Origin of the sequence: Paenibacillus sp. FSL R5-192 (assembly GCF_000517845.1) — a bacterium.
Lineage (GTDB): Bacteria > Bacillota > Bacilli > Paenibacillales > Paenibacillaceae > Paenibacillus > Paenibacillus amylolyticus.
In genome coordinates this window covers 1-26,703 of sequence record NZ_ASPR01000049.1, presented here as the reverse complement: position 1 = coordinate 26,703, position 26,703 = coordinate 1, and the positions used below count along the sequence as shown (strand labels likewise).

General features: G+C 41.2%; 26 protein-coding genes. 7 read left to right on the top strand and 19 right to left on the bottom strand.

Annotated features, from left to right (window positions below; genetic code table 11):
* Positions 1–8: 8 nt before the first annotated feature.
* Positions 9–665 (bottom strand): ABC transporter permease, encoded by a 657-nt coding sequence (locus C161_RS25345; RefSeq protein ID WP_156946166.1) that lies wholly within the window; start codon positions 663–665, stop codon positions 9–11.
* 137 nt (positions 666–802) lie between these two features.
* Here C161_RS25345 and C161_RS25340 point away from each other — a divergent pair, with 137 nt between their 5' ends.
* A complete protein-coding gene (locus C161_RS25340) occupies positions 803–1,159 on the top strand; it encodes a winged helix-turn-helix transcriptional regulator (RefSeq protein ID WP_036673628.1) in 357 nt (118 codons plus the stop codon).
* Positions 1,160–1,355: 196 nt separating this feature from the next.
* Here C161_RS25340 and C161_RS25335 read toward each other — a convergent pair whose 3' ends face one another.
* The 9 genes from C161_RS25335 to C161_RS25295 all read right to left on the bottom strand — a co-directional run bounded on the left by C161_RS25335 (position 1,356) and on the right by C161_RS25295 (position 10,303).
* Positions 1,356–2,189: an SPL family radical SAM protein gene (locus C161_RS25335; RefSeq protein WP_036673626.1), complete on the bottom strand. Its 834-nt coding sequence runs from the start codon at positions 2,187–2,189 to the stop codon at positions 1,356–1,358.
* 157 nt (positions 2,190–2,346) lie between these two features.
* On the bottom strand, positions 2,347–2,799 hold the full coding sequence (locus tag C161_RS25330; protein ID WP_235193946.1) for a Ger(x)C family spore germination C-terminal domain-containing protein: 453 nt from the start codon (positions 2,797–2,799) through the stop codon (positions 2,347–2,349).
* A gap of 190 nt (positions 2,800–2,989) precedes the next feature.
* On the bottom strand, positions 2,990–3,358 hold the full coding sequence (locus C161_RS25325) for a hypothetical protein (RefSeq protein WP_036673625.1): 369 nt from the start codon (positions 3,356–3,358) through the stop codon (positions 2,990–2,992).
* A 1-nt stretch (position 3,359) separates the two neighbouring features.
* Positions 3,360–3,707, bottom strand: coding sequence for a YolD-like family protein (locus C161_RS25320; RefSeq protein WP_036673624.1), 348 nt, complete (start codon positions 3,705–3,707; stop codon positions 3,360–3,362).
* Positions 3,704–4,921, bottom strand: a complete 1,218-nt coding sequence (locus tag C161_RS25315; RefSeq protein WP_036673936.1) for a DNA polymerase IV — start codon at positions 4,919–4,921, stop codon at positions 3,704–3,706. Before C161_RS25315 ends, C161_RS25320 begins: the two co-directional genes overlap by 4 nt.
* A 476-nt stretch (positions 4,922–5,397) precedes the next feature.
* Positions 5,398–6,285: an RCC1 domain-containing protein gene (locus C161_RS25310; RefSeq protein WP_036673623.1), complete on the bottom strand. Its 888-nt coding sequence runs from the start codon at positions 6,283–6,285 to the stop codon at positions 5,398–5,400.
* Between the two features lie 193 nt (positions 6,286–6,478).
* Complete coding sequence (locus C161_RS25305) at positions 6,479–8,410, bottom strand: fructose-bisphosphatase class III (protein WP_036673621.1); 1,932 nt, start codon at positions 8,408–8,410, stop codon at positions 6,479–6,481.
* A 198-nt stretch (positions 8,411–8,608) separates the two neighbouring features.
* Positions 8,609–9,328, bottom strand: coding sequence for a class I SAM-dependent methyltransferase (locus tag C161_RS25300; protein WP_036673619.1), 720 nt, complete (start codon positions 9,326–9,328; stop codon positions 8,609–8,611).
* A 66-nt stretch (positions 9,329–9,394) separates the two neighbouring features.
* A complete protein-coding gene (locus C161_RS25295) occupies positions 9,395–10,303 on the bottom strand; it encodes a LysR family transcriptional regulator (RefSeq protein ID WP_036673617.1) in 909 nt (302 codons plus the stop codon).
* Between the two features lie 145 nt (positions 10,304–10,448).
* Here C161_RS25295 and C161_RS25290 point away from each other — a divergent pair, with 145 nt between their 5' ends.
* Positions 10,449–11,468 (top strand): alpha/beta fold hydrolase, encoded by a 1,020-nt coding sequence (locus C161_RS25290; protein ID WP_036673616.1) that lies wholly within the window; start codon positions 10,449–10,451, stop codon positions 11,466–11,468.
* Positions 11,469–11,760: 292 nt separating this feature from the next.
* On the opposite strand, the gene C161_RS25285 is transcribed toward C161_RS25290, so the two are convergent.
* From C161_RS25285 to C161_RS32110, 4 genes are all read right to left on the bottom strand, one after another.
* On the bottom strand, positions 11,761–12,801 hold the full coding sequence (locus tag C161_RS25285) for an NADH:flavin oxidoreductase (RefSeq protein WP_200869437.1): 1,041 nt from the start codon (positions 12,799–12,801) through the stop codon (positions 11,761–11,763).
* A 209-nt stretch (positions 12,802–13,010) separates the two neighbouring features.
* The gene (locus tag C161_RS25280; RefSeq protein WP_036673614.1) at positions 13,011–13,586 is read right to left on the bottom strand and encodes a TetR/AcrR family transcriptional regulator; all 576 of its coding nucleotides are present in this window, start codon (positions 13,584–13,586) and stop codon (positions 13,011–13,013) included.
* 96 nt (positions 13,587–13,682) lie between these two features.
* A complete protein-coding gene (locus C161_RS25275; protein ID WP_036673613.1) occupies positions 13,683–14,246 on the bottom strand; it encodes a GNAT family N-acetyltransferase in 564 nt (187 codons plus the stop codon).
* A 384-nt stretch (positions 14,247–14,630) separates the two neighbouring features.
* On the bottom strand, positions 14,631–14,876 hold the full coding sequence (locus C161_RS32110; protein ID WP_084650483.1) for a hypothetical protein: 246 nt from the start codon (positions 14,874–14,876) through the stop codon (positions 14,631–14,633).
* Positions 14,877–15,061: 185 nt separating this feature from the next.
* On the opposite strand from C161_RS32110, the gene C161_RS33510 reads away from it, so the two are divergent.
* Complete coding sequence (locus C161_RS33510) at positions 15,062–15,430, top strand: DUF5808 domain-containing protein (protein ID WP_051449942.1); 369 nt, start codon at positions 15,062–15,064, stop codon at positions 15,428–15,430.
* 265 nt (positions 15,431–15,695) lie between these two features.
* Here C161_RS33510 and C161_RS25265 read toward each other — a convergent pair whose 3' ends face one another.
* Both C161_RS25265 and C161_RS25260 read right to left on the bottom strand, forming a co-directional pair.
* Positions 15,696–16,859 carry an MFS transporter gene (locus C161_RS25265; protein ID WP_051449972.1) on the bottom strand — a complete coding sequence of 388 codons (1,164 nt, stop codon included), beginning with the start codon at positions 16,857–16,859 and terminating at the stop codon, positions 15,696–15,698.
* Between the two features lie 456 nt (positions 16,860–17,315).
* Complete coding sequence (locus C161_RS25260; RefSeq protein WP_036673610.1) at positions 17,316–19,178, bottom strand: beta-glucoside-specific PTS transporter subunit IIABC; 1,863 nt, start codon at positions 19,176–19,178, stop codon at positions 17,316–17,318.
* A 415-nt stretch (positions 19,179–19,593) separates the two neighbouring features.
* On the opposite strand from C161_RS25260, the gene C161_RS25255 reads away from it, so the two are divergent.
* Positions 19,594–20,346, top strand: a complete 753-nt coding sequence (locus tag C161_RS25255; protein ID WP_036673609.1) for a MurR/RpiR family transcriptional regulator — start codon at positions 19,594–19,596, stop codon at positions 20,344–20,346.
* Positions 20,347–20,437: 91 nt separating this feature from the next.
* Here C161_RS25255 and C161_RS25250 read toward each other — a convergent pair whose 3' ends face one another.
* The 3 genes from C161_RS25250 to C161_RS25240 all read right to left on the bottom strand — a co-directional run bounded on the left by C161_RS25250 (position 20,438) and on the right by C161_RS25240 (position 25,097).
* Positions 20,438–21,610 (bottom strand): MFS transporter, encoded by a 1,173-nt coding sequence (locus tag C161_RS25250; RefSeq protein ID WP_036673608.1) that lies wholly within the window; start codon positions 21,608–21,610, stop codon positions 20,438–20,440.
* A 133-nt stretch (positions 21,611–21,743) separates the two neighbouring features.
* Entirely contained in the window at positions 21,744–23,168 is a 1,425-nt protein-coding gene (locus C161_RS25245) for a glycoside hydrolase family 1 protein (protein WP_036673607.1), read from the bottom strand.
* Between the two features lie 423 nt (positions 23,169–23,591).
* Entirely contained in the window at positions 23,592–25,097 is a 1,506-nt protein-coding gene (locus C161_RS25240) for an FAD-dependent oxidoreductase (RefSeq protein ID WP_036673929.1), read from the bottom strand.
* A 166-nt stretch (positions 25,098–25,263) separates the two neighbouring features.
* Here C161_RS25240 and C161_RS25235 point away from each other — a divergent pair, with 166 nt between their 5' ends.
* The 3 genes from C161_RS25235 to C161_RS32495 form a co-directional block, all read left to right on the top strand.
* Positions 25,264–25,833 (top strand): TetR/AcrR family transcriptional regulator, encoded by a 570-nt coding sequence (locus C161_RS25235; RefSeq protein ID WP_036673606.1) that lies wholly within the window; start codon positions 25,264–25,266, stop codon positions 25,831–25,833.
* Between the two features lie 205 nt (positions 25,834–26,038).
* Positions 26,039–26,359 carry a transposase gene (locus C161_RS25230; RefSeq protein WP_036673605.1) on the top strand — a complete coding sequence of 107 codons (321 nt, stop codon included), beginning with the start codon at positions 26,039–26,041 and terminating at the stop codon, positions 26,357–26,359.
* Positions 26,360–26,427: 68 nt separating this feature from the next.
* Positions 26,428–26,703 (top strand): IS3 family transposase (locus C161_RS32495; RefSeq protein WP_235193931.1); only part of this gene is annotated, 276 nt, incomplete at its 3' end.

Sequence of the window (26,703 nt, the reverse complement as noted above, 5' to 3'; positions counted from 1 at the left end):
TGTGGACCCTACCTTTGCAAGAATTTATATCTAAACAATACACGTTCAGACAGATCTAAAATAAACCCTATACCAATAGCCAGAATCGCTACTGAAATACCACCAATTAAAAGTAAATCCGTTCGATTGAGCCCTAAACCGGTAAAAATGATCTCTCCTAATCCGCCAGCTCCAATTTTGGCAGCCAAAGTAGCGCTGGCGATAATTTCAATCGCAGCGGTTTTAATCCCTGTCAAAATCAATGGTCCAGCCACTGGAAATTGGATTTTCCATCTAATTTGTCGTTCAGACATCCCTACACCTTGTGCAGATTCAAGTAAAGACATGGACACACTTTGTAACCCGGATACTGTATTCATTAAGATAGGAGGGATTCCTAAAATAATGAGAGCGACAAGGGCCGGCTTAATTCCAGTACCCATGATAGGAAGCAACAGAAGTAAGATCGCTAGGCTGGGAACGATTCGTAATGTTTGAAATAACGAAAGGATCCATTTTTCGGAACGACCGTATTTAGTTGATAAGGTACCTAATGTAATTCCGATAAGTGTAGAACCCATCAATGCCAATAAACTGATCTCTAAATGCTGTCTCCAAGAATTCAAGAACGTTAACATATGATTCGAAAAATAGTCACTCAGTTGCATCCATAAACTTTCTTGCAAAACCCCTCCTCCTTTCATTCATTTTCATTTGCTTTTTTTATCGACAGAACTATAATATAAGCAATGTAGTGGTTTTGAAAGTAGGCACCTTTTTGTTGTATAGGAACCTAATAGTAACTATTGGAGGCGATAATGTAGTGATTCCAAAAAAAGATTTGCCGTTGTGTCCCGTGGCAACGACAGTTGGCTTGATAGGTAACAAGTGGAAGTTATTGGTTATGAGGGATCTTTTGAAGGGAACTCAACGATTTGGAGAACTTCGTAAAAGTATCCCGGAGATCAGTCAAAAGGTTCTCACTGAAAATTTACGTTCAATGGAAGAGGATGGAATTGTCATTCGTACTGTTTTTGCAGAAGTCCCTCCGAGAGTTGAATACAGCTTAAGTGATTTAGGAAATTCACTGAAGCCAATTATATTCTCTATGGAAACATGGGGGCTCGGGTACCAGAAACTCAATGATGAACTTCCAAACGATATTCATCAGAGTGAATGATGTCAAATTGTTACTCCACGGTCATTTCAAAATAGAATGAATTCCTCTACATCTTCAAGTTAAATCAATGGAGGACTCATGCGTCCTCCATTGATTCGTAAGAGAAAGTTGATCTTCGAACACCAGTTTCTGCAATATTTCTATTGCATGAAGAAAAAACGGGCAAGATCCTCATTAAATGAATGGCTATTTAAAATCAAAATGGATATGCACTGTTTTTGGATACATGAATAATTTCAGATGGAAACCTTGCCTTAAAATATTTTTCGACTTTCAGATGAATTCTTTTCTCGTACCATTTCTCCCAGCCGTTCGCCTCAAATAATTGTGGCATCCCTAACCGCTTAGATCTCATCCCCATTTGACCATCACCAATCAATAGCGTATCAATCCAAATTCGATCAGTTATGCCTTGTAACATGTTAGCGAAATTAGGTGAAAAAGGTAGCACAGGGGAAATAGATACTTGTGTATGTATCCCTGCATCATTTATCTTTTTCAAGGCTTTAACTCGTAAATCTATTCCAGGAGCATAAGGCGAAAAAATTCGTTTCACGTCTTCGCGATCTGTCTCGATTGTCATTGAAACCATAATTCTACATTTTTCATTTAATTTCAGCAGTATATCAAGGTCTCTGGCAACCAGCGGGCTTCTAGTTTGAATTTGAAGTGAATCTGGTGGGTTTTTATCCATTTCTTCCAATAGGCTTCTTGTAATGTTTGCCCTCTGCTCTACAGGTTGATAAGGATCTGTGGCTGATGACATGAATATACTTATGGGTTTATTTTTACGTCTTAGAAGAGAGACTTCCCTTAGATAGTTTTCTGCTGCATTTTTCTTAACATCCACCCACGATCCCCAAGGAATATCCTTAAACTTTTGAATAGGCATTTCTCTGACGTAACAGTATTCGCAAGCAAATGCACAACCCGTATAGGGATTTAGTGAATGAGTAAAACCAATATCTAGATAACCTTTTACTTCACTTAATATTTTCTTAGACACAATGTCTTTGATTTCAATTGGCATGACGCTACCATCCCCTCAATTACTTTTATGCCCACTTCTCCTCTTGCGTTTTATCTTAAAATTTCTCATGCTACTTGAAAAGTAGGCACCTTTTTATTAGATAGGAACCAGAATGTAACTATTAGGTGTTAACAACAAAACAACCGTTTCAACTCGATTACTCTACTGCTCCAGTGGAGCCGATTCGAAGATCAACTTCCACATCAAAATGTGCTCGGGATAGTTCTTTCCCCCAGTCGGCCTGTGCTTCCTTGTATAAGGGATACTGATATGCCCTGGCATAAAAATCATACCCGAAAGGATCGATATTATAGTTTTGGCACTTTTTAATAAGCGCCTCCATGCTTTTTTTCATTTCCTTGCTTAATTTATTTGCCATTTCCTCGGAATTTCCCAAAAGCTCAAATTCAAGAAACTTTTCAGTTATGCTGACGATCGACTTCACTTTAATGTTGAATTGAAATCTGCCTTTTTCATGAGAGGATTTCGTTTTTACCGATATGTCACCTAAAGAAAAACTCACTTTGTCGATGTTAAATGGCATGGTTTGTTGTAAATCATCAACAGGAAAAGTGAGATTGACCCCTGGTTTAGCCTCATTTTTTAAAATGTGAAGAAGCGTTTGCGGATTGTTACATACAGAAGAACGCTTGTAGGCAGAACAAACTCCATCATAAATCCAATGTAATTGAGTACATAGTTTACTCTGCCTTTCTATTTATCTTTTTTGTGATTCCCGGTTTGCCAAAAGATCTGCTTGTACTTGTTGCATCCATGAGTTAGATTCTTATTTTCTATGTTCATGTGGGCAATTCAGTAATATCAACGTTCATATGTTCGGTAAGCATTAAGGTTACATCCACTTTCACTTTGCTCCATAATAATGTCATTTTATGAATGTAACCTCTCACCGAATAATCTACCGTTAAACTCAGATCAGATCTCACTTCATCTATGATTTTAATATGATGTTCCTTTAGCGTTTGTTTTGATTTGTACATTTCTAAAGCAATTTTCTTTTGGGTACCGTCCAGGTAGTCAACATACACAGATTTCATCTTAAAGTTTGAAGCGTATATTTTATGCTTATCTACCTCCAGAGCACCTAAAAGATAAGGGAGCTCTACCACCCTCTTCACGAGTGAAAGTTCCTCGAAAGTCTGTCGCACTTTATACGCCTCCTTCTTCAAGTTTTACAGCGACCAATTGATCAAAATCGACCCATTCAAATCCATTCTCCATTTCAATTTTGATTTTCTTTCCAAAGGTACTGACTGAAGTGACGATCCCGTGTATATACCGATTGCCTGACTCAGTAAATATTGCAAAGGTGGCTTGCAATGTATAATTGAGCGACATATCTATATTTTGTGTAATAATCTCCCACTCATCTTCATGGATCAGCGGTTTCGTTAGATAATGAACTTGAGTACGATGCTGTATAATTCGTTCTTTATGTTGAGGAAGCATCATGCGGCTCGATTCCCATAATCCATTGGCCTCCAGTTTTTTGCTCATTTATAATGCCCCCCAATTTTAGATGCTCGATCGATCGCTTGACCCGCAGCCGTAATGGAGCTTGCTCGTAGAATGGCAATGTCGCCAAATCGATCCTTAATGTCGTCCATCACCTGATCAATGGCCCGTTTCTGCTCTTGATCATCAAAAAAAGATAGTTGATATGTATCCGCGTTGGATAATTGAGACAGGGATACGCCTACACGGCGCACAGGTTGCCCATCCCAGTGTTGATGGAATATACGTTTGGCTATCTTGCATACATCAACGGTTATGTTTGTAGGATCAGACAGTTTAACCTGCCTGTGAAAACCAGTGGGGTGGTCAAAATCCGCTCCAGATACACTTACGGATACGACACTACTCATCAGTCCCTTTTTGCGGGCTCTTCTGCATACTTCTGTGCAGATATCGAGAATAACCACTTCGATCTCCCAAGCCTCTGTGAAATCTCTAGGCAGGGTCATTCCGTTTCCGATATCTTTTTGTGTACTGTGCGTGTTGACGGTTACCGGCGAATTGTCGAGTCCATTTGCGACTCGCCAGATGACTTCTCCATTAACACCCCACTTACTTCTTAATTTGGAAAGAGGTGTATTTGCCAGGTCTCTAATGGTTCGGATGCCCATCTTCCACAGATGTTTTTCCATTCTTGAGCCGATCCCCCACATATCGCGGATGGGCTTATCTCCAATATGGAGGTGTAATTCCTCTTTTTTTAAGTGGAAAATACCCCCCTCTGCTTTTTTAGCGATCATATCGCAGCATAATTTACTGATGATTTTGTTTTCACCAATGCCAGCTCTCGCGTAAACGCCTGTTTCATTATAGATTTTGTCTTGAATTTGCTTGGCCAAATCGACTGGATCATTACCGAATAGATGCATAGACCCTGTAAAATCAGCGAATAATTCGTCTATACTGTACGGTTCGACCAGATCGGTGAACTCTTCAATAATGGACATGATTTGAGTGGATACTTCGATATATTCTTGCATGTGTGGTCTCACAATGATCAGTTCAGGGCACTTCTGAAGAGACTGCCAGAGTGGTTCCGCGGTAGACACACCCTTCGCTTTGGCTAGTGGACAAGCGGCTAGGATAATTCCAGAGCGTCTTGCGGGGTCTCCCGCAACAGCTAATGGTCTATTTTTGTATTGAGGCATTTTTGCCTTTTCGACTGAAGCATAAAAGCTCTGTATATCAATGAGCATAATGGTTCGTTGCTTAGTCAACACTGTAATCACTCCTGTACTTTTAAGAACGTATGTTTGTATATATTATAAACAGAACACATGTTCCTTATGCAAGAGGTAAATATTTATAGTAGACCACGACGAAGTGATGGATTCAAATCATACTAAGTCACACCAGCTTCTCCAGCATTTGAACTCCCACCTGTAAACACAGTTTTCATTCACAAAGTTAGTTAAACAAAAACAGCCGATCACGTTGATCGGTTGCCTCCTTGTTGTTTGAGCTATCGTCTCATTGGTATATTTACTTTCACCCGGATCTACCCCCGGTTTCACATTCCAGAAGTCAAACAATGCCTCTTCCAGCACATTACAGTGCTCACACTCTACTACTCCTCTATGATATACATCCATCAAATGGGCAATAAAACCATGTTCTTGTCCCACGACAAATAACAAAAGCAGCCGACATCAGCTGCTGCTTTCGTAGTATTTTATGGTTGAATGTTACTCCATCCGCTTACATCACATTGTCCATAATCATTATCACCCACAGCAACCATCGTACCATCCGATTTCAGTCCAATCGTATGGGCACACCCCGCTGAAATAGCTCGAATTTCGTGCCAGCCACTTACATCGCATTGGTGATGTTTATTCGAACCCACCGAAACCATTGTACCGTCAGACTTAAGACCAACAATATGATAACTCCCCGCTGCAACTGCTACAATATCGCGCCAACTGCTTACGTCGCATTCACCATCATTATTTCTTCCCACAGCCAGTACCGTCCCATCCGATTTGAGCCCAACTGTATGAAGATACCCCGCCGAAACAGCCAATATGTCGCCCCAGTCGTTTACGTTACATTGGTTATATTTATTGTTACCAACTGCTGTTACCGTTCCGTTTAATTTTAGACCAACTGTATGCCAGTCACCCGTCGTGACCGATACAATATTGCGCCAGCTGCTCACGTTGCATTCCCCTTCATTATTTCGCCCCACCGCAACCACGGTGCCATCTGATTTAACCCCAACCGTACGGCACCAACCTGCCGAAACGGTTACAATATCGCGCCATTCGCTTACATTGCATTGGTCATGCTTATTCCAACCTATAGCTGTTACAGTCCCATCAGATTTAAGACCAACGGTATGGGCATTACCGGTGTTCGTAGCCATATGAACATTACCAGCCGCAACTGCGACGATATGGCACCAATTGCTTACCTTACATTGACCATATTTATTATCCCCCACAGCTATTACTGTTCCGTCAGATTTAAGAGCAACGGTATGACGGCGACCTGCCGCTATGGTACAGTTACGGAACCGTTTCGTCTCAAAAAACGCTTCCTTCCGTGAATTGTAGTCCATATCTTTCTCCCCTCCACCAATTGAAAATCCGCCGTTAGTTCAACTGTTAAGTCATAAAGTTTGTTGTTAAATCGCACTGTGAAAAAAGAAAGGCTCGTACAGACAGGAGATTATTACTTCCCTGCCCAATACGAGCGTCTATGTCATATTGCACTCAAACGGTTGATCCGAATGTGTACTTTTAGCAATCGTTTCATTTCATGTGGCGATAGTCTAATAGATCCTTCAAATTTGAAATTTTCTGCAACAGCTTTTCTCCGACATTGGTTTCCCTCACCAGCTTCCGCGCCAGTTCTTTGTCCACCAATCTTTTTAGAGATAACACGTCCGTTCCGTTACATAACACATCTTCTTTTGAATTAAATTTCTTGTGGGCAACGAGCTGCATGCCAAAGGAATTGTACAACAAGGTATATCCGGCAATGCCCGTTGTGGATTGATAGGCTTTGGAAAAACCGCCGTCAATCACGATCATTTTTCCGTTTGCTTTAACAGGGCTCTCTCCACTAATTTCTTTGACTGGCGTGTGCCCGTTAATGACATGTCCATGATCTGGATTCAAATCAAACTCCTGCAAGATTATTCGACAGATATCTTCATTTTCACGTAAATGGTAGTAAGGATTCTTTCTCTCTTTATGTGCTTCTTTATCTTGGATAAAATACCGTTCAAAAGTGGTCATTTCTCTCTTTCCAAAGAGCGAGGAACATTCTCCTGTCCAGATGTACCATACCATATCCGTCGCCAGATCTTCTGTCTCTTCCGGATGCGCAAAGGCGTAACGTAAATAATCTTCAAAAACATCAAGCAATTGACGGCCCGCATATGTCTTGTCTTCAATCTGCATTTCTTCCATATTTCCTTCTTCATCCAAAGGAATACAGCCGTGGATTAACAAATTCCCGTTGTATTTTAAATAAAGGCTGCCCTTTTTCATGAGAAAATTCATATGTCTGGCCATCTTTTCGGAATGCTGAACGGAAAACAACAGCTTTTCCATCACCTGGCGTTCTTCCTCAAGCAATTGTTCGGGCTTCTGCGGATTTACGGTTGCGAAACAGGTGTTTTCCAGGTGGTACGTTTTACCGCAGATGTTGATTTCATTGTTGTCGTAATCAATCTGCTCCAGCAAAAGTCTTTCAGACATATTAAAGTATGGGCGTCTCTTGATAATCGGGCTTTCAAGTTTAAACTGAATCATGGCAATGGCTTGGTGAATTTTGGTGATCTGCAGAATTTCCTGCTCCGATACATTATGTCCAGCCTGTAACTTAGGTCTGAAGGACGGATTGTCTTCATAATATTTCTCCGCGAGGTTTAGCAGTGGGCGCAGATTGATTCCGTATACATCTTCAATGATGTCCAGATTATCGTATCTGGCGCAGATTCGAATAATATTCGCAAGGCAGACCAGAGAACCTGCGTAGGCTCCGATCCAGAGGACATCATGGTTCCCCCACTGTATGTCTACAGAATGGTAGTTGATCAGTGTATCCATAATTTTATCGGGGTACGGCCCCCGGTCATAGATATCTCCAACCACATGAAGATGGTCAACCACCAGGCGCTGTGTCGTATAAGCAAGGCCGATAATGAGATTGTCCGCCTGGCCCAAGGATATAATTTGCCGATATATTTCCTCGTAATAAGGATCCTTATTGTTGGTCGAATCCGTCTTGTATAAAAGCTCTTCTACAATATATACATATTGCTCCGGCAGAGCTTTACGCAATTTTGAGCGTGTATACTTGGAAGAGGCATAAGAAATAAGCTTAAGCATGTGTTCAATTGTTAGTCTATACCACTGGTTCAAAGCCTGTTTATTGCTCAGTTCCCCTATAACCAGCTGTATTTTTTCTTCAGGGTAATAAACCAACGCCGCAAAATCATTGATCTCTTGATCCGTCCAAACCTCCCGGAATAATTCTTTGATTTTCTCTTTGACGGTACCCGAACCGTTTCGTAGTACATGCTGAAAAGCCTGAAACTCCCCATGCAAATCACTGACAAAATGCTCGGTTCCCTTCGGGAGATTGGAGATCGCTTCAAGGTTGATGATCTCTGTTATGATTTTTTCTTCCGTATCATATTTCTCGGCCAATAAATCTAGAAACTGCTCATCCAAAACAGATGTCCCCCTTCAAGGAAGTATGGTGTTGTATAGCCGGGTCCAAAAGCTTTAGACCGATATCAAATTACACTCTGTACATGGCATTGATTATATGATAGTTATCAGCAACGCCTTCCCCAATCATACTCCAGTTCATCATATATGAACAAATTTCATTGAATGGATTTGAATGAAACAATGTTTGTAGTTATTTTAGTATTTTACACAATGAAAAATAAACGATCTATTCTGAGAATTTGCTTGTTTGAATTCCCAATCACCATATGTTTTAATTTTTGAAAAACCGATTTGTTTCAGCGATTCATTGAATTCTTCTTGATTTCGAAACCTCAGCTGCATTTTTTCATGAACTAATACTTTGTCTGTTTTGGTATTTTTTACAATTTCATAGAAAGTGTAAATATCTCCCTCAAACCCTTCATATTCTGTATAAATTTCTAAAGGATCTCCGCTTAGTCTATCTTTAGCTAAGTCAGGAGTTTTGTCCTTCTCCCATTCTTCCCATACTTTTACCAAAGGGTTTCTTGTATCAAAAATAAAGTGACCCCCGATTTTTAGGGATCGGAATACGTCTGAGATTACTCGTTTCCAGCTGTCATCTGTAAGAAATACCTGTGCAACATTCGCTGTCATAATTACCGCATCATAGGTATTGGTTTGTAAATCTGCACTATCACCTATAATCCATTCCACACTTTCAGAATTATCTTTACTTCTCGCTACTTCAATCGCTTCTTCATTGGGATCTATAGCGGTAATTTTATAACCGTACTGAACAAGATGAGTAGTCCATCTTCCTGTTCCACAGCCCAGGTCAGCTATAGATTCTACTTGTAATCTCTTTAACAATGCAAGGAAAAATTCATCGTCTTTTCCCCAATGGTTAATCTGGTCATATACTAATGGAATCATAAATAATGTCTCCTCACTTTCAACAGCATTTTACTGTGCTCAAGAGTTTGATGTCTCGTACATAAGCTATACGGTTTTATTTTCACTCTGTGAACCAAAAACTTCCCTAGTTGCTTCTATAAAAGATAACATGATTGGTGAAAGCCACTTGTCTTTATGCCACAACATCTGTGTATATACCTGCAAGTCCGGAATTTGCCAGGGGAGGACAACAAGTTCTCCGCGTTCAACTTCAGATTCCGCGACGATCTCCGGAAGAAAGGCAATACCGATTCCTGAAATTGCACATTGTTTAATGGCTTCAGCACTTTGAAACTCTAAATATGTAATGCTATCAATGCCCTCTTTCTCAAATGACCGATCAAACATCGTCCGATAGGGACAACCCTTCTCATTTGTCAGGAACACTTCATCATGAAAATCTTCCAATTGCAGCACAGTTCGTTTGGCGAGTGGATGATCTGGAGCAGCTAACAATCGGAAATGTTCTTCCAGCAAAGGTTCCACGGAAAGTCCACTCGAGCGAATAGGTTCATCCAACATATAAACAATATCCGTGGTCCCCTCAAAGAGCGTTTGCTTGAGCTCTTGATTCGGAACTGAGCGGAAAATTAAGCGAACTCCCGGATGCTGCGAACGAAACCGTTGGAAGACAGGTGGAAGCCGATAGGAGCAAATAACCTCATTCGCACTTATCGTTAAGGTTCCACTTAGTTTTTCATTATCATGGACAGCACTACGAGCCTCGTCCATTTTTTCGAGAACGCCTTGGGCGTGTGTTAAAAAGCGTTTACCCGCAGTTGTGAGCGCGAGTTGCTTGCCCAACCGATCAAAGAGGCGAACACCTAGCTCATCTTCCAATGCTTTAATTTGCATCGTGACGTTAGAAGGAACGTAGCTCAGCACTTCTGCTGCCCGCGTGAAATTCAATGTTTTTGCAACCGTACAAAACGTATTCAGTTGACGCAATTCCATCCGATGATCCCTCCTTCATCTTTCAATTTTATTGAATACTATCTTGAATTCTATTCACTTTTATTGAGAGTATCACAGCTCTATACTGAGTACAAGAGATCACAGTGAACCTGTGGTGTTTCATTTTGAAGGGAGCAATTATACGATGGATTATGAAATTTTTAATTTGGGTGATGTACTCTTACAATCAGGAGTGACGTTACCAAACGCTTATCTCGCTTATCAAACTTACGGAAAATTAAATGAACAGAAAGATAATGTTATTGTCTATCCAACGGCTTTTGGTGATCAGCATATTCAGAATGAATGGCTCATTGGCAGCGGGATGGCACTGGATCCAGAGAAATATTTTATTATCGTTCCGAATTTGATGGGCAATGGACTCTCTTCCTCTCCCAGTAACACGCCTCCTCCATTCGATCGGGCTAACTTTCCACAGGTAACCATCTATGATAACGTACGTTTCCAGCACCAACTGCTGACCGAAAAATTCGGTATTCAAAAGATTGCTCTCGTCGTCGGGTGGTCGATGGGCGGCATTCAGGCATTTCAATGGGGGGCAAGTTACCCGGAGATGGTTGAACGAATCGCACCTTTCGGAGGCATCGCCAAACCTTGGCCTCACACATTTGTGGTCCTGGAAGGCGTGAAAGCTTCACTGCTATCCGCAGTCGGCTTCGACTCAAGTAAATTAAACCAACTAAGTTCTACAGACATGCGTGCCGTTGGTCGGGTGTATGCGGGATGGGGACTATCACATGCGTTTTATAGAGAAGAGCTATACCGTGAGATGGGATTTGACATATTGGAGGATTTTGTAGCTGGTGTCTGGGAAAATAGCTTTATGAATATGGATCCGCATAATGTTCTGGCCATGTTATGGACAGGTCAACATGCAGATATCAGTGCAAACCCCTCCTATAACGGAGACTTTGATAAAGCACTTCAGAGCATAAAAGCTTTTGCCTGTATCATGCCGGGAAGCACGGATCTCTTCTGCACAGCGGAAGATAATGAATACGAAGCTAAGCGTATACCTAATGCTGTCTTGAAACCAATCCAATCGATCTGGGGCCATTTTGCCGGTCGTGGAATCAACAGTGCCGATAATCAATTTATTGATGACAATCTAAAACACTTGTTGTCACTTAGCACTAATGAATAGATCGTCACTTGCATTGGGAATTCAGTGAAGAGAAGCGTTGATCTTTCGGAGGGAGAGCTTCCCCCAAGCAGTGGTGTTGTTGAGTGATGATGTAGAAATGAAGGAACCAGCAATAATGAAGTTGAGGACCTTATTCCGATGTTTCTTTTGCATCCTCTGCCAGTCTCATCTCTATGGCGTTCATCTTTAGTTCCACCGGATAACTCACTCTGGTTGCCATTACAAACACACCTCCAAGATGATCTTGAAGGTGTGTTTGATTAATACATATTCCTAATGATTATAACTACAATTAAGTAAGTACAGTCATCGCCTCTCTTGTGAATGGAACCAGATCATCAGTACGTCCTTCTTGAATTTTCTTAACCCATTCAGGGTCGACTAGAAGAGCACGACCTACAGCAACCAGATCAAACTCATCATTCTGAAGTCGTTGTACCAATCCCTCGATACCGACGTTACTTGCGCCTTTACCTTCTGTGAACAGACTTGTAAAGTCACCATCAAGACCAATCGATCCAACAGTGATTGTCGGTTTACCAGTCAGTTTTTTGGTCCATCCAGCAAAATTCAGATCAGACCCTTCGAATTCCGGCTCCCAGAAACGGCGTGTGGAACAGTGGAAGATATCAACTCCAGCTTGAACCAACGGTGCGAGAAGCTGCTCCAGTAATTCCGGTGTTTCAGCCAATTTAGCCTGATAATCATCTGTCTTCCACTGAGATAAACGCAGTACAATAGGGAATTCCGATCCCACTACTTTACGGCAAGCCTCAATCACTTCAACTGCAAAACGTGTGCGAGCCATCATATCTCCACCGTAACGATCCGTACGAGAGTTGGTTTTCTCATACAGGAATTGGTCGATCAGATAGCCGTGTGCTCCATGGATTTCAACACCATCGAACCCAACGCGTTTCGCTTCTGAGGCTGCTTTTGCGAATTCCTGAACGATTGTAGCAATCTCAGCTTCCGAATAATCATTAACATGACCTTTGGCTCCCATATGCCAGATCTGTGGAATAATTCGACCACCAGCTTCATGTACTTCAGATACAACATGTGCCCAACCATTCATTGCAGCTTCACCATAAAAGTGCGGTACATTGGCTTGATTGGATGCATCCGGATGATTAATTATTGTCCCTTCTGTCACAATAAGCCCCACTGCGTTCTCTGCTCTGCGGCGGTAATAGCCCGCAACATTCGAACCCGGGATACCTTCCGGAGAAAATTGACGCGTCATCGGCGCCATCACGATCCGATTGGATAACTTCAAGTGACCTAACTCTATAGGTTGGAACAATGCTTCTACGGATTGAGAATAATTCATAATAACCTCCACATATTTCGTTTTTTTTATATAAATTGACCTAGGAGATGTTAAACAGCAATCAGCCTGGTTAACAGCTAGACGTTATTTCCAAATGAATCAATACACGATTTTTCTCGAAAAGCCCCACCTCCTTCAAGCTTTCGTGGTGTATTAATCCGCCTTCAATTATTTTTGACTTCGTAGTCAAGAATTTCACAAAAAAAAGATCAAGACATGATCATGCCAAATGAAGTACGCAGAACCGTCTCGATCTGTTCACGGGATGAACCTGATTTCTCCATAACTCTCACACCAAGAATGGTGTTATTTAGATAAGATGCAAGCTCTATACTCGTATACCGGTTGGAAATTAACTGTTGTTTCTGGCCACTACTTATGATCTTCTCTAATACCAGTTGAATCTCTTCTGCCATGAGCTCAGCTTCGCGTGTGACCTGCTCGTCATCTGTTCCGAATTCGAGTGATGCATTCACAATTAGACACCCTTGGCAGCTAGTTTCATCGTCTAAAAGGGAATATCGTAAGGTATCCAGTTTATCAACGGGAGACGAATCCAGGGCTTCAATCTCTTTCAGTTTCGCTATAACCTGTTCACGGTAAATTGCCAGCGCCTTCAGAAACAACGATCGCTTGTCTTTAAAAACACAGTACAAACTTTGCTTTTTGACTCCTGTAGTACGCGTAAGGTCCTCATAAGAAGTTGCTTTGAAGCCTTGATTCCAGAACACTTCCATAGACTGGTGTAATACACGATCGACATCAAATTCTCTTGGTCTGCTCATGGGATTAATGTATCAGTTATTGACCATGCAGTCAAGAACTGATCATTTTACATCCTAATCTCTACGGTATTTTCCTGCAGGTCCATTGAATGCGGTCTAACTCTTCCGGTAAGCAACCTTGTGAAAAGCATTGATATAACAAAACAGTGCTTCACCATCATCAGGCACATGCGTACTTGTATCCAGTGGTAGCATCATTGCCTGATACGGCTCTGGCACCATTCTATATTGATGGACATAGGAGGTTAGGATGAACCCGTTGCGTTGCCAGAACTGTATGCGTTCCTGATGAGCCTCTGTTGTCCCGAACTCCGCCTCGATAATCATACCTTTGATCCGGTGCTCTCTTAACGCCCAGGCTCTGAGCTGCTCTAGCATCCAGGTCCCTATGCCCCACCCACGCAACTTCTGTTCAACCGCGAGGTAATCGATGATCAGGATGCGGTCCGCAACCTTCCCCTCCAGTCCAGTAACAGCCATCGCAACCACTTCTCCATGATGCACGCCCGTGTGTAAATAACCAATCTTCCGGTCCAGCATACTGCGCAGAATCGCTTTTGTCTTAGCGCCGCTTTGAAAAGCCTCATGATAGATTCGCTCCATCCGCGCCCACAATGCTTCATCCCACTCCTCTATAGTCGTAAACTCTAATTCCAGCATCTCATTCGCCTCCAGCTTTAATTCAGATTTATCGTGATTCAAGACATGTAAGAGATATTCCTTCCGGTTTAATGGATTATGATCGTATCTTGTGCATGAAGGCACTTCACCATCGAAGGGCTGATAGCCATAAAATTCGGACGGGTTCGACCTCTTTATTCTTCGATCGTACTTCCTTTGACGAATTCTGCGAATTCTGAAGACTGTAGCATTACTTTAATCTTAAAAGTTAAACTTATGTTTTTATCGTTCGCATACCTGGCGTACATTCGCAAAATTCATCTATCCTGCCCGTTAACGTAATGAAGGCTGCACCGGCTAACACAGGCAGCTTCATTTTCGTTGTATATTCAATTATAATTTCTACGTTAGCGCAATAAAGCATTAACTTTTAATATCTTCTTTAGCCGTTTGTCTATATCGAATTATGGAAAGAGGTAAATTAACTACTCCAAGAATAAAAGAAGAGCCAATAGATATCCATTGAGATATTGAAGGATAATTCGGTTTTCCGTCTCCTACAGGTCCTATTTTGGGTTGGTGGCTATCCCACAAAACATATAAGAGACCAATAGCAGGTAACAATATGCAAATTACACTTGCAACTATATGTAACACATACTTGTTCAATCCTACCCCTCCATTTATTTTATTCATGTCTAGGACACTGTTTATATTATAACGTTATCTAAAACGGGAAATTACACTAACCTACTCCTTAGTTTAACAAAAAATTTTCTCCTTTAAGATATTTCCTAAAATAGTTTTCAATAACTGATGGAAAATTTGCCGCTAAGGATTGTTGTTCATATATTATGATTACAGCAAGCTTCTTAATAGTTATCCTGTTGTCCGTCGTGCAACTAAATATGATATCTCTGCTTAACATCAATTTCGCTATTCCCATTGTCCTAATCATAATAGCCTTTATTATCCTATACGCCTTAGCCTTATCGTTCTGGGCTGGTCAGGGCGGAAGCCGATTGGAGCAATCGGCAGATCACTCCAATTTCAGACCTGTCCATGATGATGATAAATGGCTATTAGGTATGATTTATTTCAATCGGAAGGATCCAAACCTAATCGTTGAGAAAAGATTCGGAGTCGGCTGGGGATTAAATTTCGGTCACCCAGTATGCTGGCTAATTTTTCTCGGAATTATCGTACTGTTAGTTGTGGTGTAACAAGGCTTGGAGGTTAGTACTCGCCTCAATCGGTATATAAATGTATGCGGAAACCGTCGATAAGCTTGACTTCATTCGCTGTGAACTTAATCCCATCACATCAAGCTTTGGTGCAGTTGGACCTACTATTATTGGGTTAATGAGTTATGAATTATAAAACAAAGAAAGCAGCTGATCACTTGGGTCAGCTGCTTTCTTATTGTTATAGAAGGTTTTATACATCGTTAAGAGGCATGTAACAAACGAAGATGATACAAGTGTTTATTTATTGCAAAGATTTTTTCGTTTGTTTTCTTTTAGGTAGAGAGTTATCAAGCAACGTTGTTACGATGCCAATCACAAGGGCAAGCGCGCCGATCCATGGGATGTAGTTCAACAAACTGTGGTTGACAGCAATACCCCCGATACCAGCTCCGGCAGCCATTCCAACTTGTCCAATCGCGCTATGCAAACTAAGTACAATGCCTGAAGCAGCGGGAGCGAGACTTATAAGCTGGAATTGGATCGGCGTACCTGAGGACCAGGCTACTATTGCCCAGAAAATAAGTAATATATATAGAAGAAATATGGATTGGCCTATAAACGGGAACAACAGTAATGCAGTGGCGTGGAGTACCATGCCACCAGCTAGTGTACGGAATGTGCCCCATTTATCTGTACTGAGTCCTCCTATTTTGGAACCAATAGCACTAGCGATACCAAATATAAACAGGGCTACCGTTACACCTTGATCACTCATACTAAATATATCAAGGAGATACGGTGAAATGTACGTAAATAAAATGGAATATGAGCCTAACCACACGAACGTAATCAGTAACGCTGCTGCGATACGCGGTTGCATGATGAATTTAAACTGATCACGCAAAGGAACAACTTCTTCAGCAACTACTTTGGGTATGATCAGCAGCGCTAGGAATAAGAGAATAAGTCCTATTACTCCAAGACCAATAAATATGATGTTCCAATCATAATGGGAAGCTACAACCCTACCTATGGGTACACCGATAACTAATGCCGTACTATTTCCCATAATAACTGTAGCAATTGAACTGCCTTGCTTTCCTGGATCAGCCAAAACCGCAGCAAGAGTAAGGAGCGTAACCTGAATAACACCGGCACTAAGTGCTGAAATAATTCTAGCTACGATAAGCATCTCATATCCTGTTATCGTTGCAATTAAAATGTTAATAACAGAGAATACAGTTAATGCATAAACTAAGAGTTTTTTTCGGTCTAATTTAGATGTGAAAGCAATTAAAAAAGGAGTACCTACGCCAAATGCTATAGAGAACACTGTAATTAGCTGTCCAGCAGAAGAAACTGAAATGTTGCTAGATTCAGCAATTTTGTCTAGGATCCCGGCAATAACATACTCTGATGCGCCATTAAGAAAACTAATTACAGCTAATAAATATATTTTCCACATATTTTTCAACAATTGCACCTTCTTATTTCTGTATTTCTAGAAAAATAGATTAATTAACTATTCACTAAAATAAATATTCTACATTCACTCATCTGGGACAAAACCATTTTCTATATAAGACCCTTCTATTGAATTAGTAGCTAAAGACCTTCCCACATTAAAACATCCGCTAATCGAATGGTTAGACTCATTTGTGTGTTCCACCTTTCAGTGTTAACTCCGTAAGAGATTTCTCCATATTCAGAGTAATCCTACTTATCCGTCTGTAATACATTTTATTTTGCAAAACTTATGTTACTTTTATTATTCAAATAAATATATACATTTTGGCATTTTAGTTTGAATTAACATGAGATCACATTTGTTACTCAAAAGTAACGCAGTGTTTTATTTTATTTAAAAACGGCAGCGTTCCAGAAATAACTTGGAATCACTGCCGCTATTAATAACACCAAATTAGGCTTTGACTGTGTACATCAATTCTTTTTCATTAATTGTGGTACGCCCAGCCGATTGGACATCGGTATATTGAACCATGTTCGTAATAATGACCGGGGTAATCATATTGTAACCCGCTTTTTCGATCTCTTCACGGTCAAATTCCATCAATAGATCACCTACGGATACTTTTGCTCCTGCCTGAATCTTGGGCGAGAAAAATTGGCCTTTCAGCTTTACCGTATCAATCCCGATGTGAATCAGCATCTCTGCGCCAAGATCACTTACGAGACCAATAGCGTGACCACTCTTAGAAACAGAGAATACTGTGCCGTTAACTGGGGAAACTGCACGTCCTTCTGAAGGTTGAATGGCAAATCCTTTACCCATCATTTCTTCTGAAAAAGCAGGATCTGGAACCAGGCTAAGTGGCTTAACTTCCCCACTCATAGGGCTGAATATTTGTTCATCCTGTAATTTAGTGTCTTCAGCTACTACAGGTATAGTTGCAGACGTTGCTGATGGTGCAGCTGCCTCTTCCTGGAAGCCCAGAAAATAAGTAATTACGCTAGCTACAACGAATGCAATTAAAGCAGCAATCAGTGCAAAGAGCAGGTTGCTAATGTCTGGACCGACATATGAGGCAGCTCCCGGAAGACCTACAGTGCTAATGAAATAGGCTTTAACAAAAAAGGTTCCCAGAAACGCCCCAGCGACTGCGCCCCCAATGAGCGCTGCAATAAATGGTTTTTTGAATTTCATGTTAATTCCGTACATGGCAGGCTCCGTAATTCCCATAAGAGCGGTCAGTCCTGTAGAATATGAAAGTGATTTGGTTTGGGTGTTTTTAGACTTGAAGCCCACACCAAATGCAGCACCACCCTGGGCCATATTAGCTGCGAACATTAACGGAACGATAAAATCGTAACCAAGTGTTGCAATCGAACCAACTGCAAGCGGCAACAGTGCATAATGCATGCCTGTAATAATCAGCACAGACATTGTGCCACCAATCAAGATACTTGCCAAAATGGATGCGTTATCAAATAACCATCTGATACCCCCAGATAAACCGTTTCCAATAATGCCACCCAGTGGCCCGATCGCGATTAAGGTTAGTGGTACCATGATGAGTAACGTAACAGTTGGTACAACAATCAGTTTCAGTGAAGAATGAGTGATGCGGTCAATCGCTCTCTCCACGTAAGCAGCGATCCAGATTGCAATGACGATGGGAATAACCGATGATGCATAGGATGTGGCAATAACCGTAATGCCTGCAAACGAAGTATTACCCTCTTGAAGCAACGCTGTAATGGTTGGATGCATGAGACCAGTCGCTAGTGCAGCACCTACATAAACATTGCTCCCCATTTTCTTCGCAGCACTAATGGCCAGAATAATGGGCAGGAAGTAGAATGCGCCATCGCCAACCGCAGACAAAATGATATAGGTTGAACTTGTATTTGTCATCCAACCAAGAGCCACCAGAATGGACACGATCCCTTTGATCATACCTGCGCCAGCAATTGCTGGCAGGATTGGCGTGAACATGCCCGATATGAAATCAAATAATGCGCTGATCGGATTCCTTTGTTTCTTTCCGCCTTTTGGAGCACTCTCTGCGTTAGGCTTCATGCTCATATTGTTCACTAGTGCTTTGTACACTTCGGAAACTTCACTGCCAATAATCACCTGAAACTGTCCACCGTTTTCCGTTACACCCATAACGCCAGGTGTGTTTTTTAACGTTGTTCTGTCTGCTTGATTGTTATCGTTTAGATTGAATCTGAGTCGAGTCATACAGTGCGTAACTTGATCGATATTCTCTTCCCCACCAACCAGTTTGAGAATATCTTTGGACAATTGTTGTTTATCCATGATGTAAGGCTCCTTCGACGTATATTAAGGTAGTAAAGCTAAATTTTTGAGGATGGCAAAACAAACTCATTATGTTTTCATATGACAGCTATTGTGACATTCTCAAGCAGACTAAGGAAGCTCAACAAGCTTGAAACTGGAACTATTTAAGGGTAGGTTGGTTTATTCGTTGCCACCTTCGTTCTCTGACCATGGACGCGTTAGCCAGTTATAATGGAAGTGCGAAACATATGTTATAACGTCATGTTACTCAGAACAGAGAAGAAAATATATATTGTTTAAGTGTTTAGTTTCCTTTGACACGAAATGATTTTTGTAACAAAAATGTAACGCGTTGTTTTTTGCGCATAGGTAATGTATACTGCCTAAGCAGGTTACCTATTATTTTTATTATGGTCTAAGGGAGTGTATATCCATGTTCACCAGTGAACAAATCTCATCCTATAATGAATTGGAACTATCTTTATATAACTATATTTCTCAGAACATGGAAAAAGTGGCGTACATGCGGATTAGAGAGCTGGCCGATGAAACTCATGTATCTACAGCCACCATTATGCGATTTTGCAGAAAGAATCAATGTGAGGGATTTTCGGAATTTAAAGTAAAACTTAAGATGCTCATTTCCCAAAAGGGTAAACTAACGAAGCAGGAGTTAAAAAGTCCACATCATGCTGTGTATGAGTTTTTTGAACGTTCTCAATCTCCTGAATTGGAGGAAAAAATTCAAACGGCAGCAAAGTTAATTGCTAAAGCCAGTAGCGTCATTTTTATTGGTATCGGGAGCTCCGGAATAATGGGTGAGTATGGAGCCCGATTTTTCTCAAATCTAGGGATATGCTCCGTGTACATAAAAGATCCTCATTATCCTGTTCATATCAAAATGCAAAAAGACAGCGTTACGATTGCATTATCTACGCGAGGTGAAAACCCATATGTTCTACCTTATCTCCAACGGATCAAGCAGGAGCAAAATAAAATTGTGGCGATAACAAACAATCGCCAATCCACCATGGCTAAAATATCAGATGTGAATATCCCTTATTATGTAAAAGAAGAGTATTATGAATCCACTAACATCACCACTCAGGTTCCTGTTGCGTTCCTTTTAGAATGGCTGGGACGAGAGGTTTTCAAAGAAATGGTAAATACAGAATCAGAGCTATAAAAGAGAACTCGTTCTTTCTAAAAATACGCACCAGAAAGAGAGTCATTTGGACTCTCTTTCTGGTTGTTATGGCTCTTAACGGATGACTACATTAGACTCTTTCCATTACTTTTTCCCCTCGTGTTGCTGCAATTTGCGTTAGAATCATTAGGATGATTATCACAATCATTCCAATCATAGCAGGTGTGAAACTATTGGAAGCATCATGAATCCAACCTAGCAATATTGGACCCATCGCTCCAATAACATACCCAGCAGATTGCTGCATCGCAGACCAGGAAGTTGCATCGTTCACATTGGTTGTAGAATCAATTGGTAACATCAGGTTTAAAGTGAACAAGCCCCCTGCTCCAACTCCAAAGAGTACAACGGAAACCATCGGTATGAAATTCATCATCAATAAAATCAAACCAACAATCATGAACAGAGATTCACCAACCATCCATACTCTTCTTGAGGGAAAGTTCTTCAATAATACAGGAAGTATAAAGCTAATCGGGATTTGGATTACAACAAATATGGTCAGACAAAGCGTTGCATAGGATTTGCTATACCCCATTTCCTGAATCATTAACGGGAGCCACGCTGTAAAAGAATAAAACAACATAGCCATTAATCCAAATGAAAGCGTAAGCGTCCATGCGCTTCTATTTCCCCAAGGAAGTTTAATTTGCGGACGTTCTTTTATTTCACTCACATGAACAGATTCAGACCGCGGCTTCACCATGATCCACCAAACGATCGCTGCCACAAAGGCAATTAATGCCCACCCTCCTACCGCTGTCTGCCAAGAATTGAAGTATGCCTCTAAGGGAATGGATACCATTGAACTAACTGCAGCCCCTACAGTGATCGCAATACTATAGAGTGCAATCATGGATGGCACATGATCGGGAAAATACTTTTTAATAAAACCTGAAGTTAACGGGCCAATCGAAGCGATCCCGATACCTACGATCAATGCAGATAAAAGTAAAACGAACGTAGACTGTGTAAATAGCCGAGTGCCTATTCCGATTCCCACCACAATCAGGGAATATCCAATGATTCGTTCTATTCCCCATCTCCCACTTGCTTTGACGGCAAAAGGTGAAAATACGCCCATACATAGTACAGGTATAGAAGTTAGCAAACTGGCTAGTGCAGCGCTCATCCCCAGATCTTCCCGAATCGTATCTAGCAGCGGAGATATAGAATTAATAGCTGGGCGCAAATTCAATGTAGCAACAAATAATGCAATTATTAAAAACACTTTTTTTCTCATATTCTGCTCCCTAATCGTTCAAATATCAATATTAAACTAAGAAAGAGCCGCTGACTGGCGGCCCTTTCTTAATTTATTCTGTAGGCCTGTACGCTAATCTGTAATATACGTATTCCAACATCAGCACCTGTTGCTATTCACGAAACAAGCTGCTCCCGTTGCTCTGAATGATATCCTTATACCAGTGGAAGGATTTCTTACGATAGCGTTCCAATGTTCCTGAACCATCATCATGACGATCCACATAGATGAATCCGTACCGTTTTTTCATCTCTGCAGTTGTTGCACTAACCAAGTCAATACAACCCCATGATGCATATCCCATCAATTCAACACCATCTTGAATGGCTTCAGCAACTTGAAGCAAGTGCTCCTTCAAATATTTAATGCGATAATCATCAATAACGGTTTTATTACCATTTCCGTCCGTAATCAGTTCATCTACGGCTCCTAATCCATTTTCAACGATGAATAATGGCTTCTGATAACGGTCATACATCGCATTCATGATGTACCTCAGGCCTTGGGGGTCGATCTGCCAGCCCCAATCACTCGCGGTCAAGAGCGGATTAGGAACACCACCAATCAGGTTTCCTTCTCCTTTAATTTGCTTGGCTGGATCAGCCGTTTCGCAACTACTTTGGTAGTAGCTAAAGGAAATAAAGTCAACGGTATTTTTCAGAATTTCTTCATCGCCAGGTTCAAAATGAATGGTAATTCCGTTATCTTTCAAATAACGTTTCATGTAGCCTGGGTAGTAACCACGCACATGGACATCCGTGAAACCTGTATTCTTATGATCAGCTTCCATCACTTTGATCATATCATTAGGGTCAGGAGTCAATGGGTAAATCGGCATAGCAATGACCATACAACCAATTTTGAAATCAGGGTTAATTTCATGCCCTATTTTAACCGCCAGAGCACTTGCAACAAACTCGTGGTGAACCGCTTGGTACAGATCCTGTTTGCTAAGTTGATCCGCATGCGTGTTAATCCCGCCGCCCACAAACGGGTGTTCCAGAATAGAATTAATCTCGTTAAATGTAAGCCAATACTTCACTTTGTCTTTATATCTGTCGAAAATGGCTCGCACATACCGTTCATAGAAACCGATCATTTTTCGATTTGCCCAGCCATCATATTCCCTAACGAGATGTAGAGGAGTCTCATAATGAGAGATCGTAACTAGAGGTTCAATTCCGTATTTCCGGCACTCGTCAAAAAGGTTGTCGTAAAATTGGAGGCCTTTTTCGTTTGGCTCAAGTTCATCCCCTTTGGGGAAGATTCTGGACCAGGCGATAGACGTGCGGAAAACTTTGAAACCCATTTCGGCAAGGAGTTTAATGTCCTCCTTGTATCGATGATAGAAGTCAATTGCGATTAACTTCATATTCTCCTCTGTTGGTTCTGTTGTTGGAGGTGTCTGAATGCCGTGCGGCATGATATCCGAAATGGATAGTCCTTTCCCGTCCTCTAGATATGCACCCTCAATTTGGTTCGCAGAGACGGAACCGCCCCACAAAAAACCATTAGGAAATTGAAATGTTTGACTCATTTAGTAAGCCCACCTTTCTTTTAAACCTTCAGCTGATCTGGATAAAAAACGAATCCCGCTTTATCGGTTTTTTATCATGTATTTGTTTGCACAACTTATGCTACATAGATTAATTCATAAAATATATGTTATTTCGTATTTAGTTCAAGGTATCACAGATTCACATTTGTAACATAAAAGTAACACAGTGTTTCAAAGGGTTGCTGCATGCTAGCTCGAGGGTAACTTTACTTTTAATAAGCGGAATGGCTCCGGTCAAACAGGGTGCAGCCTCCTCACTTGCGAGCACCGTCACCTCGTTATTCAATTGTACGTCCTCATTCAAACATGAAAGAAACCCAAGGTCTATGAATCACCTGGGTTTCTCGACTATTAGTTGTGGTGGTTGTACTCACCCCTACACACAGCTTTTAAGTTGTTTTATTAGCTCATCGCAGGCTGAAGAGTTTCCAGCAGTTTCTTAATCTCTTCATCATAGTCCAGTTGGAATAATGGAAATACCTCATCTAATTTTTGCTGGTACAATTCCGGATCCTGGATACGAAGCGCTGCTCTTAATTCCATTTCTTCTTCTGAACCATTGTCGTTCAAAATCATGTCCAGGACATCCGCTTTGAAATATTCACTTGGAGGAAGGATCAAAGCATTCATCAGGAATTGCATAAAAAAGAGATGGTTATCTTTTTCCTGATCCGCTTTTTTCATCGCTTTCTTCGTAAATAAGTTGATATATTTCTGAGCAAAATCCACTCCTTTCAGTTCATAAGGCCCACCATGTTCTACCCCTCTCCAACGCAGATCAGCCACGGAACTAAGCCACCAAGCCGGATCGATGGCCTGCTGCATACGCAGCAATACGTTCCGTTCAAACTGCGGATCGGGATGCAAGCGCTGTGCTTCCAAACATTTTCCTATAGTCTCAGCTTCGATCGCAGCAACGGTGATACCTTGTCCATGAATAGGATCAAAGCTACAAAATGCATCACCAAGGACGAGTAAACCAGAGGGCCAATCTTCCATGAGTTCAAAATGCTGGCGAACAGACTCGGAAATACGGTACCCCCTAGGCCCTTGCAATGGCTCTAACTGCTCCATCAACTCCACAATTTTATCTGAAGCAAACAAATGTTTGAGTTGTTCTTGAAACTCCTCTGGCTGAGTTGAAGGATACTCCTCCCCTCCAGCATTGAAAAGAATGAGTCCAGCGATATCATCTTCAATGCGCGTAAATATGCCTGCACGAATACCTTGCTCAGGATCTGAATCAGACATCACGAATTCATTTGGAATAGAGGATTTTATTTTGTAATAACGAGTGCTATAACCAAGAGATACCTTTAGCACTTCTGGTTCTGGCACATTCAACCTTATTTTATCAAGCCACCTAATCAATTTGGAAGAACGTCCTGAGGCATCAATAACCATATCCGCTGGAAGTTGGTCTTCCCTTTTTTCACCGCTTCTTTCTCTGGTATAAATGCCTGTAACAGCATGCTGGTCTTCAGATACGATGAGTCCGGTAACTTCCATACTTGTTAAAAAGCTTATATGAGGGATATTTTGGATTCGCTTGCGCAGCACCCATTCCAGCAAAGCTCTGCTGCACGATGCAATTTTGAATGAAGAAGGATCCTCCTTGTTAACTAATGTACCGTATCGATTAGTAACTATAAGCTTCTCATCATGTGAAGAGATGGCCCCCAATTCTATCAATTCGTCATTGTAACCTGGGAAATAATGTTCCATAATCAGCGCGCCGCGTGGTTGTACACGGTGTGGATGAAAAGATTGAGGTACACCCTGCCGGTTATTTGGCTCCGAAGGGAATTCATCCCTCTCAATCACACATACTTCCTCATAATAATCGGCTAACATTCTTGCAGTAATTAATCCAGCAATCCCTGCTCCGATCACCACAGCTTTTTTCATGTCAGACACCGAAGATTCATCCTTTCTAAGAAATTAGATTTTATTCTACACTTGTAGATCAATCAAAATATTACTTATAATACCAATATATAATTAAAATTTCTTTTATAGTAAGAATCAATATAGCGTTGGTATATAGTTAAACTACGATATGGAAGTGGTGTAGATGAAAATCATTGAAAAAAAGCTTGATTTAAGAGTTGCCCGGACTCATAAATTGTTAATTACGGCCTTTAAAGATCTGTTATCTGAGCAAGGCAAACTATTCAGCAATATCACGATTAATGAGATATGTGACAAAGCGATGGTTCACCGTACAACGTTTTACAAACATTTTGAGGATAAATTTGCGCTGTTGTCCGCTACCCTCACGTGGGTTCTCCAGGATTATTTACAAATGAGTATAGAAGATCGGCTTCGGCAGCCCTTGCAAAGCCTATATAGATTCATGTTGGAGAATTTACTGGAGCCGATTGTTCAAAACCAGAAGAATGACAAGGGATTTACTGACTTTTTCAAAAACTATATCGGAAATATATCCAGAAGAGATTTTCTGGAATTAAAAAGAAGAGGTAAACCATTTTCACCTCCCATAGAACTCTTAGCCGAATATCATTCAGGGGTCATTAGTTTACTTGTGACGTGGTGGATATATCATCTTGAAGAAGATGTTACGGCAGAACAGATGGATGAGTATTACTATCAAATGGTTAACGAGAAAATCATGTTAGATTAGCATGAAGCTCACTCTACGCGACGTACCTAGCCAAGTTATCCAGCCTGACCTATTTTCACCACCAGAATAAGAAGGTATCTTATTGTTGAGATAAAATAAAAACCGATGGGCATTTTACTTATGGTATTATCCCCTTTAAGTAGACACTTGAAAAAACCTTCATGTTATCATGAGGGTTCAAGTGACACTTGGAGGGGATATTTTTATGGCGAAAAAAGGACAAACATTTCAGAGATATACCGAAGAATTCAAATTGAGTGCAGTTAGATCATATGTCGAAGGTTCTTCAAGTTACAAGGTGGTCGCTGAGCGCGAAGGGATTCGAAACTGTTCACAACTGAAGGTGTGGGTGAAAAAGTGGAAAAACGGGGAAGCGTTCGATGAGCGAAAAAACAGCATCCCGAATCCACTGAAGGGACGTCCCCGCACAGCCTTTGGTAGCGTGGAGGAAGAACGAGATTATCTTCAAGCGCAGGTGGATTATTTAAAAAAGCGGTATCCAAATCTAGTAAAGGAGAAGCGCTGAGCCAACGGGAGAACTATGATATCCTAGATGAACTGCGCTGCTTGCATGGCATTACACGCCTATTAACGGTGGCAGGGATCCCTCGATCCAGTTACTACAAATGGCGAGCAACACAGCCGCAGAGAGACGCAAGACAAGACCGTGATCGTGAGATCAAAGAACACATGATGGCTATTCATTTTACAAACCGAGAGTTTGGTTATCCTCGCATGACAACGGCATTGTGGGAAGCTGGTCTGAACGTCAATCACAAGAAAGTATGGCGAATGATGCGGGAACTATCGATCCAATCGGTGATTCGCAGGAAGCGAAAGAAGTCTTTCTATACGCCATCTGTCATCTAT